14 protein-coding genes are annotated in these 14,973 nt (G+C 68.0%); 7 read left to right on the plus strand and 7 right to left on the minus strand.

Annotated features, from left to right (window positions below; translation table 11 throughout):
* Positions 1-7 precede the first annotated feature (7 nt).
* On the minus strand, positions 8-2,134 hold the full coding sequence (gene pta, locus ABIB51_RS04390) for a phosphate acetyltransferase (RefSeq protein WP_354185842.1): 2,127 nt from the start codon (positions 2,132-2,134) through the stop codon (positions 8-10).
* Positions 2,135-2,320: 186 nt separating this feature from the next.
* Between pta and ABIB51_RS04395 the strand changes: the two genes are divergently transcribed.
* The 4 genes from ABIB51_RS04395 to ABIB51_RS04410 all read left to right on the plus strand — a co-directional run bounded on the left by ABIB51_RS04395 (position 2,321) and on the right by ABIB51_RS04410 (position 5,771).
* The gene (locus ABIB51_RS04395) at positions 2,321-2,845 is read left to right on the plus strand and encodes a hotdog fold thioesterase (RefSeq protein ID WP_354185844.1); all 525 of its coding nucleotides are present in this window, start codon (positions 2,321-2,323) and stop codon (positions 2,843-2,845) included.
* Positions 2,846-2,860: 15 nt separating this feature from the next.
* Positions 2,861-4,189 (plus strand): phenylacetate--CoA ligase PaaK, encoded by a 1,329-nt coding sequence (gene paaK, locus ABIB51_RS04400; RefSeq protein WP_354185846.1) that lies wholly within the window; start codon positions 2,861-2,863, stop codon positions 4,187-4,189.
* Between the two features lie 31 nt (positions 4,190-4,220).
* Complete coding sequence (locus tag ABIB51_RS04405) at positions 4,221-4,826, plus strand: TetR/AcrR family transcriptional regulator (RefSeq protein WP_354185848.1); 606 nt, start codon at positions 4,221-4,223, stop codon at positions 4,824-4,826.
* Positions 4,827-4,913: 87 nt separating this feature from the next.
* Positions 4,914-5,771, plus strand: coding sequence for a DUF427 domain-containing protein (locus ABIB51_RS04410; RefSeq protein ID WP_354185850.1), 858 nt, complete (start codon positions 4,914-4,916; stop codon positions 5,769-5,771).
* A gap of 105 nt (positions 5,772-5,876) precedes the next feature.
* Here ABIB51_RS04410 and ABIB51_RS04415 read toward each other — a convergent pair whose 3' ends face one another.
* A complete protein-coding gene (locus ABIB51_RS04415) occupies positions 5,877-6,284 on the minus strand; it encodes a VOC family protein (protein WP_354185852.1) in 408 nt (135 codons plus the stop codon).
* Positions 6,285-6,368: 84 nt separating this feature from the next.
* The gene (gene paaZ, locus ABIB51_RS04420) at positions 6,369-8,480 is read right to left on the minus strand and encodes a phenylacetic acid degradation bifunctional protein PaaZ (protein WP_354185854.1); all 2,112 of its coding nucleotides are present in this window, start codon (positions 8,478-8,480) and stop codon (positions 6,369-6,371) included.
* Positions 8,481-8,638: 158 nt separating this feature from the next.
* Between paaZ and ABIB51_RS04425 the strand changes: the two genes are divergently transcribed.
* Positions 8,639-9,055 carry a PaaI family thioesterase gene (locus tag ABIB51_RS04425; protein WP_354185856.1) on the plus strand — a complete coding sequence of 139 codons (417 nt, stop codon included), beginning with the start codon at positions 8,639-8,641 and terminating at the stop codon, positions 9,053-9,055.
* Positions 9,056-9,163: 108 nt separating this feature from the next.
* Here the strand turns inward: ABIB51_RS04425 and ABIB51_RS04430 are convergent, their stop codons facing one another.
* Positions 9,164-11,242 carry a S1 family peptidase gene (locus ABIB51_RS04430; RefSeq protein ID WP_354185858.1) on the minus strand — a complete coding sequence of 693 codons (2,079 nt, stop codon included), beginning with the start codon at positions 11,240-11,242 and terminating at the stop codon, positions 9,164-9,166.
* Between ABIB51_RS04430 and ABIB51_RS04435 the strand changes: the two genes are divergently transcribed.
* Complete coding sequence (locus tag ABIB51_RS04435; RefSeq protein WP_354185860.1) at positions 11,241-11,504, plus strand: hypothetical protein; 264 nt, start codon at positions 11,241-11,243, stop codon at positions 11,502-11,504. The two genes, ABIB51_RS04430 and ABIB51_RS04435, sit on opposite strands and share 2 nt — an antisense overlap.
* 67 nt (positions 11,505-11,571) lie before the next feature.
* On the opposite strand, the gene ABIB51_RS04440 is transcribed toward ABIB51_RS04435, so the two are convergent.
* Positions 11,572-12,285 (minus strand): tyrosine-protein phosphatase, encoded by a 714-nt coding sequence (locus ABIB51_RS04440; RefSeq protein ID WP_354185862.1) that lies wholly within the window; start codon positions 12,283-12,285, stop codon positions 11,572-11,574.
* 265 nt (positions 12,286-12,550) lie between these two features.
* Here ABIB51_RS04440 and ABIB51_RS04445 point away from each other — a divergent pair, with 265 nt between their 5' ends.
* Positions 12,551-13,399: an SGNH/GDSL hydrolase family protein gene (locus ABIB51_RS04445; protein WP_354185864.1), complete on the plus strand. Its 849-nt coding sequence runs from the start codon at positions 12,551-12,553 to the stop codon at positions 13,397-13,399.
* A gap of 33 nt (positions 13,400-13,432) precedes the next feature.
* Here ABIB51_RS04445 and ABIB51_RS04450 read toward each other — a convergent pair whose 3' ends face one another.
* Positions 13,433-14,056, minus strand: coding sequence for a GNAT family N-acetyltransferase (locus ABIB51_RS04450; RefSeq protein ID WP_354185866.1), 624 nt, complete (start codon positions 14,054-14,056; stop codon positions 13,433-13,435).
* A gap of 27 nt (positions 14,057-14,083) precedes the next feature.
* Positions 14,084-14,971 carry a 3-hydroxyacyl-CoA dehydrogenase family protein gene (locus ABIB51_RS04455; RefSeq protein WP_354185868.1) on the minus strand — a complete coding sequence of 296 codons (888 nt, stop codon included), beginning with the start codon at positions 14,969-14,971 and terminating at the stop codon, positions 14,084-14,086.
* Positions 14,972-14,973: the final 2 nt, after the last annotated feature.

Here is a 14,973-nt window from a genome sequence, read left to right on the forward strand (position 1 = left end):
CGGCCTCCTAAGCCTTGGCTTCCGTGGACTGGAGTGGGGCGGACTGTTTTTCGGACGGGTGGTCGACGGACTGGGCCTGGATGGCGGTGATGGCCACCGTGTTGACGATGTCCTCGACCGTGCAGCCGCGGGAGAGGTCGTTCACCGGTTTGCGCAGCCCTTGCAGCACGGGTCCGACGGCGACGGCGCCGGAGGACTGCTGGACGGCCTTGTAGGTGTTGTTGCCGGTGTTCAGGTCCGGGAAGATGAAGACGGTGGCCTGACCGGCCACTGTGGAGCCCGGCATCTTCGACGCGGCGATCGCGGCGTCCACGGCGGCGTCGTACTGGATGGGTCCTTCGACGGCGAGGTCCGGGCGGCGGGCCTTCACCGCTTCGGTGGCCTGCCGGACTTTGTCCACGGCCTCGCCGGTGCCGGACCCGCCGGTGGAATATGACAGCATGGCCACGCGCGGTTCCACGCCGAACTGGGTTGCAGTCTCGGCCGAGGCCAGTGCGATGTCCGCCAGTTGCTCCGCGTTCGGATCCGGGTTCACCGCGCAGTCACCGTAGACCAGCACGCGGTCCGGCATCAGCATCAGGAACACGGAGGAGACGATCTTGACGCCCTCGCGGGTTTTGACGAACTCCAGCGCGGGACGGATGGTGTGCGCAGTGGTGTGTGCGGCACCGGAGACCATGCCGTCCACCACGCCCAGCTGCACCATCATGGTGCCGAAGTAACTGCCGTCGAGCATCACTTCCAGTGCCCGGGCCAGGTCCACGCCCTTGTGCGCCCGCAGCTCCGCATACGTCTCGGCAAACTGCTGGCGCAGCTCCGACGTCGCGGGGTCCACGATGCTCATGCCGGCGAGGTCGATGCCCTGGGTGGACGCCAGTTCCCGGACCTCCGACTCGTTGCCCAGGATCGTGAGGTCGCAAACGTCCCGCCGGTGCAGGATTTCAGCGGCACGCAGGATCCGCACGTCGTTCCCCTCGGGCAGGACGATGTGCCGGCGCTGCAGCCGTGCCCGTCCAATTAGGTCGTGCAGGAACCGCAGCGGCGTCATCCGCTCCAGCCGCGGCAGGTGCAGCCGCTCCACCAGCTCGGCCTCGTCCACGCGTTTGGCCCACAGCCCCACGGCCGAGGCCACCTTGCGGCGGTGCCCGGACCATATCTCGCTGCGGACTTCGGACACGCGCTTGGCGGTGGTGTAGGTGTCGCCCGGGGCCGCGAATACGGGGAACGGGGCCTGCGCCAGCAGCGAGTAGATGTTGGGGTCCGGGGCCAGGCCGCCGGTGAGGATGAGCGCCGACGGCACCGGGAATTCCGGCGAGAACGACGACGCGAGGCACGCGACCATCACGTCCGCGCGGTCACCCGGGACGATCACCAGGGCGCCGTCGTCGAGCACGTGCAGGAAGTTGGCCACGTTCATCGCCGCCACCTTGATGGAATGGACGTCGCGTTCCATATCCGGGCGGCCGGCCACCTGGCGGATCCCGAGGGCCGAGGCCACCTCGCCGGTGGTGGGCCGGGCAATGTCCTCCAGCTCCGGGAAGACGTACACGGGGCGGCCGGACGCCCCCGGCTTCACGGCGGCCGCGATCCCGTCCACGGCGTCCGGGTCGGCACGATTGACCATGATGGCCAGGAGGCTGCAGCGTTCCGCCGCCAGTTCCTTGCGGGCAACCTCGACGGCGTCGGCCGCCTCCGCGATCGTGAGACCCTTCGCGCCCACCACGGCCACGATGGGCGCGGCGAGGTTGTTCGCGAGGCGGGCATTGAGGTCGAATTCGACGGCGGCGTCCTGGCCGGTGAGGTCTGTTCCCTCCACGATCACTACGTCGCAGTGGCGGGACATCTCGGCGAAGATCTCCACGCAGCGGGAGTCGATCTCCGCCCTGTTTCCCTCGGCCAGCAGCGCACGGACCTCGGCAAACGTCAGGCCGCCGCGGCAGCGCTGGTCATCGAGATCGAACCTCGCCTTCATGAGGGCCACCATGGGGTCCGCTGCGGCATCGTTGCCATGAACCACCGGTTTGAAGAAACCGATCCGATCCGCATGCCGGTGCAGGGTGTCCGCCAGGCCCAGGGCAATCAGTGACTTGCCGGAACCCGGAGTGGTCGCACTGACGTAGATTCCCTTAGCCATGGCCCGCCCTTTGCTGTGAAGTAGTGCTACTTCCTTCCCACCCTACTTTCTCCGGTCCGCAACGCCGATCCTGCCCGGATTTTACGTGTCCGGAAACGGCGTAATCCCGCGTCCGCTCTTGACAGCGGGCATCGGAATGGGATTACCTAATGAACATTCGGTAAATAAAGCTGGAGGCAATGACGCATGGCTGAACTGACGGTTTCCGGGGACATTCACCCCATCCTGAAAGACGACTACGCCTCGGAGTGGATGGGCATCGAAGTCGTGGCGCTGGAGGACGGCCACGCCACGATCCGCATGACGCTCCGGCAGGAAATGCTCAACGGCTTCGGCATGGCCCACGGCGGAATGATCTTCGCCTTCGGCGACACCGCATTCGCCCTCGCCTGCAACCCGGCCAAACCGCTTCCGGGTGAGGACTCCAACATCACAGTCGCTGCCGGCGTCGACATCAATTTCCTGAAGCCCGCCTTCCGCGGACAAGTGCTGACCGCCGTCGCGAACCGCCGCGCCAGCACCGGCCGCAGCGGGCTGTACGACATCCAGATCTACGCCGCCGACCCCGAGTCGGGCACTCCGACGGCGGCACCGGCCGGCGCGGCCCCCACGCTTCCGGGCCAGCTCCCCACCGACAACGCCACCGGCGCCCCTGCGGGCGAACTCGTCGCCGAGTTCCGCGGCCGCAGCCGCACCATCTCCAAGAAATAGAAACGGGCAAACCAGATGACCCAAGAAACTGTCGCCGCTACCAGTGATGCCGTCCTGGACCGCGAAGAAACCATGTCCAGGGACGAGCTCGAGGCGCTGCAGCTCAGCCGGCTGCAGCACACCGTGGCCTACGCCTATGACCGTGTTCCGCTGTACAAGCGCAAATTCGACGACGCCGGCATCCACCCGACGGACCTCCGCGAGCTCGCCGACCTCGGCAAGTTCCCCTTCACCACCAAGGAAGACCTTCGCCTCGAATACCCGTTCGGCATGTTCGCCGTACCGCAGCACGAGGTGGCCCGGATCCATGCCAGCTCGGGCACGACGGGCCGCGCCACGGTGGTCGGTTACACCAAAAAGGACCTCGCCGACTGGGCCAAGCTCGTGGCACGTTCGCTGCGCGCTTCCGGTGTCCGCCCCGGCATGAAGGTCCACAACGCCTACGGCTACGGCCTGTTCACGGGCGGCCTGGGTGCCCACGCCGGCGCCGAGGCGCTCGGCTGCACGGTCATCCCCATCTCCGGCGGGCAGACCGAACGCCAGATCACGCTCATCCAGGACTTCAAGCCGGACGCCATTCTGGCCACGCCCACCTACCTGCTGACCATCGCCGATGCCATGGTCAAGCAGGGCATCGACCCGGCCTCGACCTCGCTGAAGTACGCCGTGCTCGGTGCCGAGCCGTGGACCGAGGAAATGCGGCACGAGCTCGAGGTCACCATGAACATCAAGGCCTGCGACATCTACGGGCTCTCCGAGGTCATGGGCCCGGGAGTCGCCGGCGAGGCTGTGGAAACGCAGGACGGCAGCCACATTTGGGAGGACCACTTCCGCCCCGAGATCGTCGACGCCTTCGATCCCTCGAAGGTCCTCGGCGACGGCGAACACGGCGAGCTGGTCTTCACCTCCCTCACCAAGGAAGCGCTGCCGATCATCCGGTACCGCACCAAGGACCTCACCCGGCTGCTGCCGGGCACGGCCCGCCCCGCGCACCGCCGCATGGGCAGGATCACCGGCCGCAGCGATGACATGATCATCCTGCGCGGCGTGAACCTGTTCCCGTCGCAGATCGAGGAAATTGCGCTGCGCATCCCGGAGCTCAGCCCGCACTTCCAGCTCGAGCTGACCCGCCCCGCGGGCCAGCGCATGGACCAGCTCACGGTGAAGATCGAACGCCGCGAGTCGGTCACCGTCGAGGGCGCTGCCTCGGCCGCCAAGGTACTGCAGCAGCAGATCAAGATCCACGTCGGGTCTTCGTGCGCTGTGGATATCGTCGAGCCCGGATCGCTGGAGCGTTCCAATGGCAAGCTCCGCCGGATCTACGACATGCGCCCGAAGGCCTGAGTGACTAGCTGATCGTGAGAAACTAGCGACTATGCCCAGCACAGCAAGCACCACCAAGCGCGGCCGCCCCGGCTATGACCAGCAGTCGGTGTTGGTGATCGCCGTCGACGTCTTCAACCGCCACGGCTACGACGCCACCTCGATGGGCATCCTTGCCGAGAACCTGGGCATCTCCAAGTCCGCGATCTACCACCATGTGCCGTCCAAGGGCGACCTGCTGAAGCTCGCCCTCGACCACGCACTGGGCGGGCTCGAGTCGATCCTGGACCAGCCCGGGGCCACGTCCGGTTCGGCCGACGCCCGGCTGGAGTTTGTGGTGCGCCAGACCATCTCGGTGCTGGTGGAGCGGCTGCCGTTCGTGACGCTGCTGCTGCGCCTGCGCGGAAACACGGAGATCGAACGGAACGCGCTGGAACGGCGACGCACCTTCGACCACAAGGTCGCCGCCCTGATCTCCGAGGCCCGGGACGAGGGTTCCCTGCGCCAGGACATCGATCCCCGCACCGTGACCCGCCTGCTGTTCGGCACTGTCAACTCGATTGTCGAGTGGTACAAGCCCGGCGGGTCGCTGTCTCCGGAAAAGCTGGCCGACGACGTCATCACCATGGCGTTCCACGGCCTGCACGTCCCCCGCTAGGCGGGACCTTCCCCGCCTCCCGCTGTCAGTGGCGCTGTCAGTGGTGCAGTCATTGACGGCGCGGGGCGCCGGGTCCACGCTGGAAGGATGGCCACCAGACTCTCGAAGGTGCTCATTGGCACTTTCCCCCAGCTGCGCTACGAACCCACCGCCAAAAGGGTCCGTGCGAGTCACGACGGCAGCGTTGTGGTCGACACGGCGCGGGCCCTTCTGATTTGGGAACCTCGGCGGATCACCCCCATCTTTGCCGTGCCGGAGCAGGAACTCCTGGCGGAACTCGCCCCGCCGCCCCTGCCGGCGGCTTCCGTCGAGGAACACGCCTTCGCCCTGCGCCAAGGCGAGGCACCGAAATCGCTCGACCCCAAAACGGCGTTTGGCAAGCACACGTGCGCCGGCGAGGAACTCGACGTTGTCTTGGCGGGGGCAACGGTTCCCCGGGCTGCCTTCCGGCCCGAGGACCCCGACCTTGCCGGCTATGTGGTGCTGGATTTCTCCGCCTTCGACTGGCTGGAGGACGATGAGGAAATCATCGGCCACCCCCGCGATCCGTTCCACCGCGTTGATATCCGCGCGTCGTCCAGGGACGTGGACGTGGCGCTCGACGGCGTGACGCTCGCCAGCACCACCGGCGCGCAGTTGCTCTACGAGACGCTGCTGCCGGTGCGGTACTACATCCCGCCGACGGATGTGCGGCTGGATCTGATGGAGGAGAGCCCCAAGCGGACCGTCTGCCCATACAAGGGCCAGGCCAGCTACTGGAGCTACCCGGAGTCCGGGCAGGGCCTGAACATCGCGTGGAGCTATGACCGGCGGTTCCCGGATGCGGCCCAGATCCACGGCCTCATCAGTTTCTTCACTGAGCGCGTCGACGTGAGGGTCGATGGCGTGTTGCAGCCCCACCCCGTCACGCCATGGTCGCGTCCGAGCGGTGCGGTGGCACTTTGACGGCCGCGGCACGTGTTGTGCCGGCGAATTCCGGCGTGTCCGCGCCGATGTGCCCCCGCCCGGGTTACACCGTGATCTAAATGTGCCCTGCGCTCAGGGCCGGGTTCAGAGCTGGTAGTCAGCCTGCGTGGTGATGTTCTCGTGCACGCAGAGGATGTTGCGCTCCGAATCCATGAACCAGGCGCACTTCTCCGAATCCGTTGTACAAATGTGGTTCTCGGTCTTGAGATCAGGGAGGTCGTAGTCCTGGAACTGGACTCCCTTGGATTCCATCTCCTGGACGGTCCGTTCGATCTCAGAAACTTCAAAACTCAGGGTCGTGTGCTCGGAATGCTTTCCGTCCCTGACCGGCATCAGCTGCAGCATGGGGCCGTCGCCGCTGCCAAATAGTTCGCTTCCGTCGTCTGCCACTCCACGGTGCGGGAGACCAAGCGTCTCGGCGTAGAAACGCCGGGCGCGTTCTGCATCATCTACTGGCAGGACTGTTGTGGCTTTGTTGAGTACTAGGGTCATATCGCCACCTCCTACGATGAAGATTTTACGCCGGAGCGCGGCAGAAAGAGTCTGCCACTATACGCGCAGTGCACAGGTGGTGGTCTATTTCTCCACGAGGGTGAGGACGTCGTAGGCCGCGACGATTTCGTCGTCCTGGTTGGTCAGGACGGCGTCCCAGGCCACCTCACCGTACTCGTCGGTCTCGCGCGGGGTGATCTTCTTGGCCGTCAGGGTCACCCGGATGGAGTCGCCCGCCGCCACGGGGGTGATGAAGCGCAGGTTCTCCAGGCCGTAGTTGGCCAGGACCGGGCCCGGCGCGGGCTCCACGAAGAGTCCGGCGCCCCAGGCCAGCAGCAGGTAGCCGTGCGCCACGATGCCCGGGAAGAACGGGTTGGCCGCGGCAGCCTCCTGGTTGGTGTGGGCGTAGAAGGTGTCGCCGGTGGAGTTGGCGAACTTGGTGATCTCCTCGAGGCTCACTTCGCGCAGCTCCGAACGGATGGCGTCGCCGATGTGCAGAGTGGCCAGGGACTTCCGGAACGGGTGCTGGCCCTCGGTGTCCAGGGTGAAGTTGCGGTCCGCACCGGTGTGCCAGAGGCCGGTGACGGCCGTCAGCATGTTCGGCGAGCCCTGGATGGCGGTGCGCTGCATGTGGTGCATCACGGAGCGGATGCCGCCGAGTTCCTCGCCGCCGCCGGCCCGCCCCGGGCCGCCGTGGACCAGGTGCGGGACCGGGGAGCCGTGGCCGGTGGAGCTGCGCGCGTCCTCGCGGTTGAGCATGAGCACCCGCCCGTGGTGGGCTGCGATGCCGGTGACGAGCTCGCGGGCAACCTCGGGATCGTTGGTGCAGACCGAGGCCACGAGGGAGCCGCCGCCGCGGGCTGCGAGGCGGACGGCGTCGGCCAGGTCGGTGTAGCCGATCACCGACGATACCGGGCCGAACGCCTCGAGTGAGTGGACCTCGTCGGCTTCCGGATCGGCCCAGCTCAGCAACACGGGAGACATGAAGGCGCCGTCCTCGACGACGCCGATGCTTCCGTCGGCGCTGGTGACCTTCGGCGAATCGAGGGTGCCGTACGCCAGTTCGCCGCCGGCGTCGAGCATGGTCCGGACGGCCGCGCGGACGTCGGCGAGCTGCTCGCGGGAGGCCAGGGCGCCCATGGTGACGCCCTCGGCGCGGGGGTCACCCAGCACGACACGTTCCCGGATCCGCTCCCCCACGGCGGCAACGACGTCGGAGACCAGTTCCTGCGGCACGATCGCGCGGCGGATGGAGGTGCACTTCTGGCCGGCCTTGGCGGTCATCTCGGTGACGAGGGACTTGATGAAGGCGTCGAATTCCGGCGTGCCCTTGACGGCGTCGGGGCCCAGGATCGCGGCGTTCAGGGAATCGGTTTCCGAAGTGAATCGGACCCCGCCCTTGACCACGTTGACGTGGGACTTGAGCGTGTTCGCCGTGGAGGCGGAGCCGGTGAAGGCCACGAGGTCGCGGTAGTCGAGGTGGTCCAGCAGGGTGCGGACGGAGCCGGAAATCAGCTGCAGCGAGCCCTTGGGCAGGATGCCGGATTCGTCGATCGCTTTGACCACAGCCGCGGCCACATAGCCGGTGGGGGTGGCAGGCTTGACGATGGTCGGCACGCCGGCGAGGAAGGCCGGGGCGAGCTTCTCAAGCATGCCCCACACGGGGAAGTTGAAGGCGTTGATCTGCACGGCGACGCCCGGGATGCGGGTGTAGATGTGTTCACCGGCGAACGATCCGTCTTTGGACAGCACCTCCATGGGGCCGTCCACCACCACCTGGGAGTTGGGCAGTTCGCGGCGGCCCTTGGAGCCGAAGGTGAACAGCACTCCGATGCCGCCGTCGATGTCGATCATCGAGTCGATCTTGGTGGCACCGGTCTGGGCCGAGAGCGCGTAGAACTCGTCGCGGCGGCCGTTGAGGTACTGCGCCAGTTCCTTGAGCTTGAGCGCGCGCTGGTGGAAGGTCAGTTTGCCCAGTTCCGCATGCCCCGTGGTGCGTCCGTAGTCGACGACGGCGGCGAGGTCCAGTCCTTCGGTGCTGACCCTGGCCAGGAGTTCGCCCGTGCTGGCATCCAGGACTGGCGCCGCGCCGGCCGCGGAGCCGGCGTCGGGGGTCCACCAGGAATCCCTGACGAAGCTGGGAACGATCTCGACAGTGTCTACTGTGGATTCCGGAGCAGTTGCAGTGGTGGTCATCGTTGACGGGTCCTTCCAACGCGGGGCAAGATCAACACGGCCAATGCATTACTGACCGTCCGTTCGGTAATATGTCTACAGTACATGAATGAGGCCTGCCGCACACTAGTTGCGGCGGCACAGACCAGCCTGGATCATCCGGCCACAGAGGAGAACCCATGACACCCGAGCCGCGGAATGCCGAGCTTTGGAAAATCACGCTCGGCGAACTGGACGAGAAGATGGGCGTGAAAATCGTCGAGGAATCGGTGGAGCGGGTTGTCGCGACGATGCCGGTGGAAGGTAACCGGCAGTCCTTCGGCCTCCTGCACGGCGGCGCCTCGCTGGCCGTCGGCGAGGCGGTGGGCTCCTGGGCCGCCGTCATTCACGCCAGCACGCTCGGGAAGACGGCGGTGGGCGTGGACGTCTCGGCGACCCACCACAAGTCGGCCCGCGAGGGGCTCATCACCATCACGGCCACGCCCATCCATCTCGGCGGGACCGTGACCACCCACGAAGTTGTGATCACCAACGAGACCGGCCAGCGGCTGTGCACCCTGCGGATTACCAACCTGCTGCTGGACCGCAAGGCCTGATCGGGCGAAGCCACCGGGTTCGCCGGAAAGCTGCGGGGTCGCCGCAGCCATACGGCGATCCCGCAGCTTTCCGGCGAACTCACGGCCATTGGCCAGTAAGGACGGGAGTCAGCTGGCCGTCCGGCGCCGTGCCGCAACCAGCAGGACGCTGCCGAGGAGGATCGCGCCGCCAGCGAGCCCCGCCGTCGGCAGGAGCGAACCTGCGCCGGTGTCCGGCAGTTGGCCGGAGCCGGCCGGCAGGACGGGCGGTTGGGCGGCCGTGTTCCCGGGCGCCGCCGCTTCCACAGTCGGCGCAGCGGGCTCTGCCGGGACAACGGCCGGCGCATCAACGGCGAAGTTCCGGGTGACGGCGGGGCTGTCCGCCTCGCCCTTGGACGTTTGGACGGCACGCATGGAGTACCGGCCGGGGGCAGGTTCATCGACGCGTATGGTCCACTGGCCGTCCGCTGCGACGACTGCTGAGCCGCTGAAGTCGCCGTTGAGTTTCACGGTCAGCCCGGCGGTTCCGGTGCCGTCGATGCGGGTGACGGATTTCAGCGCCGCGCCCTCGGCCGGGGTGGTGATCACCGGTGCGTCCAGGTCCGAGACGTTCACCGAGAGAGACACCGCTCCTGACCGGCTGAAGCCGTTCACGGTCTCGGCCGAAAACCGGAGCGCTCCGGTGGACGAAGGCGCCGGGAAGGACCAGTTTCCGGAGGCGTCCACCGGGACCTCGAGGGGCGGTTCCGGGGCGTCGCCGGCGAGGGTGATGCGGACTTTCGAATTGGCCGCAACGGCAGAGGCCGGTGCCGCCGGAACGCGCCCGGTGACGGGCTGCCCGGCCGTGACGGTCTGGACCGCGGGTGCCAGCAGTTGGGGCCGGTTCAGGAAAAGCTGGAGCTGGACACCGCCGGGGATCCGGGCGAGGGAGTCCTCCAGCGTGGTGGCAATGGCAAAGTTTTCGGCAGCTCCCACGCCCTCTCCCGCGGAGTGTGTCCCGACCGCAAAGTTGCCGCTGATCCAGGGACCGCCCGAGTCACCGCCGCTGGATTGGACATCCTTGGACAGGAATCCGCGGAAGGCCCGGAGGTCGGCCGGATCAGGAGTGGTGCCGCCCACGACGTAGATGCCAAGCTCCTGCACCGTGCCGCAGGACCAGCCGGTGGTCCGTCCGGAGCGGCACACTTGCTGGCCCTGGAAGGGGGACACTGAACCGACGATCTTCACGGCGGTGGCGCCGGGGTCGTCGGCGGAGCCGGAGCCCCACACCGTGGCGGCGGCCTGGACATTGAGGCCCTTCCGGAGGGACTCCACGACGGCGATGTCGGTGCCGACGTTGCCGGGGCTGCTCTCCTCGCCCGTGATCCAGGAGTTCCGGGGACCGCCGAACTGGCTGAACCCGAAAGTTCCGAGGCCCGCGTAGGGAGGAGCCGGGGGCGTGGCCGCTCCGAAGGCCGGCGCCGCGCTCCGGGGCTCGACGCTCGCGGTCTTGGCGCCGCCGTCCTGGGCGCAGTGGCCAGCAGTCAGCAGCACCGGCTTGCCGGCAGGATTGAAAGCACCGAATCCTGCCGAACAGAAGATATTCCGGTCGGTGACGTAGCCCTGCCCGCCGAAGAGGTCCTCTTCCGTGGCAATCGGCGAGCCTTGTTCCAGCGCCACGTTGGCGTAGCGGGCAACAAAGTCGGCCGGTGAGACTTTCCCGGGGGCCGGGGCCGCCGGCGCCGCCTGCCGGGCCTGCTCGCCGGCCGGGATCGCTTCGGCCGGCGTGCCGGCTTCGGCAGGAGTCTTGGCTTCGGCCGAGTTCGCTCCCCCGGTGCGGATGACGAAGCGGCCGTCTGTGTAGGCGACGGCCTGCAACCCGTCGGTGCCGACTTCGCGGACGTAGGCCCGGAAGAGCTGCTCGGTGCTGGACGCGACCAGTTCCGCGGCCGATGCCGTCCGGGACTCCCCGGCGCCGGTTCCTGGCGCTTCCGACGGCGCCGGAGTGGATTCCGGGACGGCCGCGGTGGCGACGAGCTCGAACTCGGCCGGACCGGTCTGGTTGAGCTCGTCCACCCGGGACTGCAGCCCGGCGCCGGCGCCCTCGACCCGGATCTTGCCGCCGTCCAGCCTGATCCCCACATAGCCGGGGAGGACCCGCAGGGTGGGCAAAGCGTCGGCAGCCCGCTTGGCCTGGTCCCCCGCTGCGTTGAATTCATCGACCGTCATGCCGAGATCCCGGCGGATAGCCTCCGCAAGTCCGGCGTCGCTGGGCGCAGTGTCCCCCTTCGGGACAGCAGCCGCCGAAGGGACAGCAGGCGCGGCGGGCGGTGCAGCGGACGCCGAAGGTGAAGCTGCCGCGGACGGCGCAGCGGTCGCGGACGCTGCCGCAGTCGCGGCCGGAGTCGCGGACTCCGTCGCACGCCCGGCAGGGGTAGCGGCCGCCGTCGCCGGCTCAGGCTCCGCGTCGGCGAGCGCCGGGACAGCGTAGAACGAGCAGGTGAGGGCAAGGGCGGCGGCAGATACTGCCCGCAGTACCAGCTGAATCTTCGGAGTCATCACCTGGTTACTTTATCTTCCAGTTTGACCAGGATGGCCGCGAGCTCCTGGTCCGTTACGCCGTTGCCACGCAGGAACGCCTCCGTGCCCAGTGCGCGGAGGAACTGCACCAGGCTCGCACCGCGCACTTGAAGCAGGGGCGCCAGCGTCTCTTCCGGCAGGTACCGCTCGTGCGGATGCGGGGTTGCCGTCCGCAGGTGGTGCTCGTTGATCCCCCTCATGGAGCGCTGATAGCCCCCGACAATCTGGGCCTCGCTGTGCCCGCCGAGGTCCTGGAGCATGGCTGCGATCATCCCGCTGCGGTCCCGCCCGGCCGAGCAGTGGATCACGACGCCGCCACGCGCCGCGGCCACCGCCTTGAAGACTCCGGCCAGCTTGTCGGGGAAAAGCCTGGCATTGTCGGGGTAGGAAGCAGGATCATTCAGGTACGGACCGCAGAGCTGTCGGAAGTCGCTGTTGTCCGGGTCTTCGGTGGGTGCAAAAACGACGTCGAACGCGGCCAACGCCGCCGCGCCCACCGGAGGGTCCGTGTCCCGGCGCTGCCGCTCGTCTGCATTGCGCAGGTCAATGACCGTGCGGATGCCGGCGTCGTAAGCCTGCTGCCAGCCCGCCTCGGTGAGCCACTCGCGGCGGCCCATGCGGAATACGCCGCCGGCTACGTGCCACGCGTTGACTGCTCCGTGCCAGCCCGGAGCCCTCCCCAGCTCTTCCACCCCGCCAGCTAACCACAGGGACCGGGCAACCGACAGGGGCCGGCAAGGTAGTCCGTCCGGCTACGCGCTGCAACAAACAGGTAGCGGCCACCCGGTTCGGCCGGGGCGCCCGCGCGTACGGTGGCCGCATGACCGTTCCGGGGCGGAAGGCTGTCGCCCCCGCGGTCTGTCCGCCAGCCGGATTCCCGGGAGGCTCCGCTGGCCGCCGCCGATCGGTGCGCCCGCTGGTCTCTCCCGCCGCATCGACTCAGTAGGGGATTCCATCATGAACAATGTGCCATTCAGACGCTGGTCCGGCCGGCTGTCCGCCGCCGTGGCCGCCATCGCGCTGGTGGCCGGCTTCACCGCCGCGCCTGCCACCGCAGCACGCCCCGACCCCGTCTACATCGCCCTGGGCGACTCCTACGCAGCGGGCACCGGAGGCGGGGCATACTCAGCGCCGCCGGTCGGCCTCCCTGCGGAGTGCCTGCAGACGCAGATGTCCTATCCGGTGCTGCGCGGCGCGGTGCGGAACCTGGGCTGCTTTGGCGCAAAGACCACGGATGTGACCGCCGTCGCCGGTCTGTACGCCGCCGAATTGGCGAGTGCCACAGTAGTGACGGTGACGGTCGGCGGGAACGACATCAACACCGGCCAGGTGGCCGTGTCCTGCACCGTCCCAGGCAGCACCCCCACGTGTGGTGCTGCGTTGTATGACTCCCTTGTGGTGAAGCTCCCCGAGCTGCCGGGCAAGATCAAGGAGATGCTGAAAGCCGTCAAGGACATTGCCCCGAACGCCAGGATCGTACTCACCGGGTATCCCCGTCTCTTCACCGTCAGCGCCGGGCTCACTGCGCAGCAGGCCCAGACGGCGAGGACGATGAATTCAGCGGCCGACCTGCTGAACGCCACCATCGCCTATTCGGCGCTGGCGAACCGGGTCGGGTACGTCAGTGTCGCGGAGCGGTTCGTTGGCCATGGAATCGGGGCCGCTACCCCGTGGATCGTGGCGCCGGCGGGGCTGTGCAGTCCTTTGGCCAATTGCAGCCTGAGCCCGTTTGACGCCTTCCACCCCACCGCGGCCGGTTATTCCGACGGCTACGCGGCGGCGCTGGCGGCGGCGCGGGTCCCGTAGCCCGGCGGACCGTGCTGTGCGGCCAAGCGGGGGCTATCCCCGCTTGGCGAGCCGGAACTCCAGGGCGTTGCGGACCATCGGCCATTCGTGTTCCAGGATGGAAAACACCACGGTGTCGCGGAGCGCGCCGTCGCTGGTCCTGGAGTGGCTGCGCAGCACCCCGTCCTGCTTGGCACCCAGGCGCGCGATGGCCTCGCGGGACTGGTGGTTGAGCCAGTGGGTCCGGAACTCGACGGCGGGGCAGCCGAGCGTGTCGAAGGCGTGGGAGAGCAGCAGCAGTTTGGAGTCCGGGTTGCTGCCGCTGCCGTGCGCCGAGGCCGCGTTCCAGGTGGAGCCGATCTCCACCCGGGGCGTTTCCGCGTCGATGTTCATGTAGGTGGTCATGCCGATCACCTTGCCGGGGCCGCCGGTCGCCGGATCGATCAGCCTCGTGGTGAAGGGCAGCATGGAACCGCGTTCCTGGAGCGCCAGGCGCCGGCCGATCTCGGCGGCCATCTGCTCCGGGGCCGGGACACCGGTGTACCAGAGCCTCCACAGCTCACCGTCCCGGACCGCGTCCACCAGGCCGTCGTGGTGGTCCTGGCTCAGCGGTTCGAGGACGACGTGCCGTCCCGTGAGGGTGATGGGTTCAAGGACGGATCCGTTCGGGGAAGTCACGGACCCATCTTAGGTGCCTGTGAGGGGTCAGTCGGTCCAGTCGAAGAAGCCCTGACCGCTCTTGCGGCCCAGTTCGCCGCGCGCCACCTTGTCCCGCAGGATCTGCGGCGGCGCAAAGCGCTCGCCCAGGGTAGAAGTAAGGTATTCGGCGATGCCGAGGCGGACGTCGAGGCCCACGATGTCGGTGGTGCGCAGCGGGCCGGTGGGGTGCTTGTAGCCGAGGACCATGGCGTTGTCGATGTCCTCGGCCGAGGCCACTCCCTCTTGCACCATGCGCATCGCCTCGAGGGCGATCGCGACGCCCAGCCTCGAGGACGCGAAGCCGGGGGCGTCGTTGACGACGACGGCGGTCTTGCCGAGCGCCTCGACCCAGCCGCGGGCCGCGCTGGCCAATGGCCCGGACGTGTGTTCACCGAGGACCACCTCGATCAGCGTCGATGCCGGCACCGGGTTGAAGAAGTGCAGGCCCAGGAAGTTCTGCGGCCGCTTCAGCTCGCGGGCCAGGCCGTTGACAGACAGGGAGGACGTGTTGGAGGCGAGGTAGGCGTCGGGGGCGAGTCGTTGCTCGATCCCCTGCAGGGAGGAGACCTTCAGGTCCCAGTCTTCGGGGACGGCCTCGATGACCAGCTGGCGGTCTTTGAAATCGTCGTAGTCCACCGTCACCGAGAGCCGCGAGACCATCTCGTCGAGGTTGCCGTCCGTGGCACCGCGCTCGATGCTTTTGGCTGCCGCCGATTCCACCCGTTCGCGGGCAGCCTCGGCCGATTGCTCGTCGCGCTCGACCACCAGGACGTTGGCCCCGTTGATCAGGAAGGCGTGGGCGATGCCGGCCCCCATGCGGCCGCCGCCGAGCACCCCGACAGCGTCGGGAAGGCCAGCGTCGGGAAGGTTCGCGGGGAGTGCGGAGGTGCTCATGG

It is taken from the genome of Arthrobacter sp. UYCu712, assembly GCF_040547005.1.
Lineage (GTDB): Bacteria > Actinomycetota > Actinomycetes > Actinomycetales > Micrococcaceae > Arthrobacter.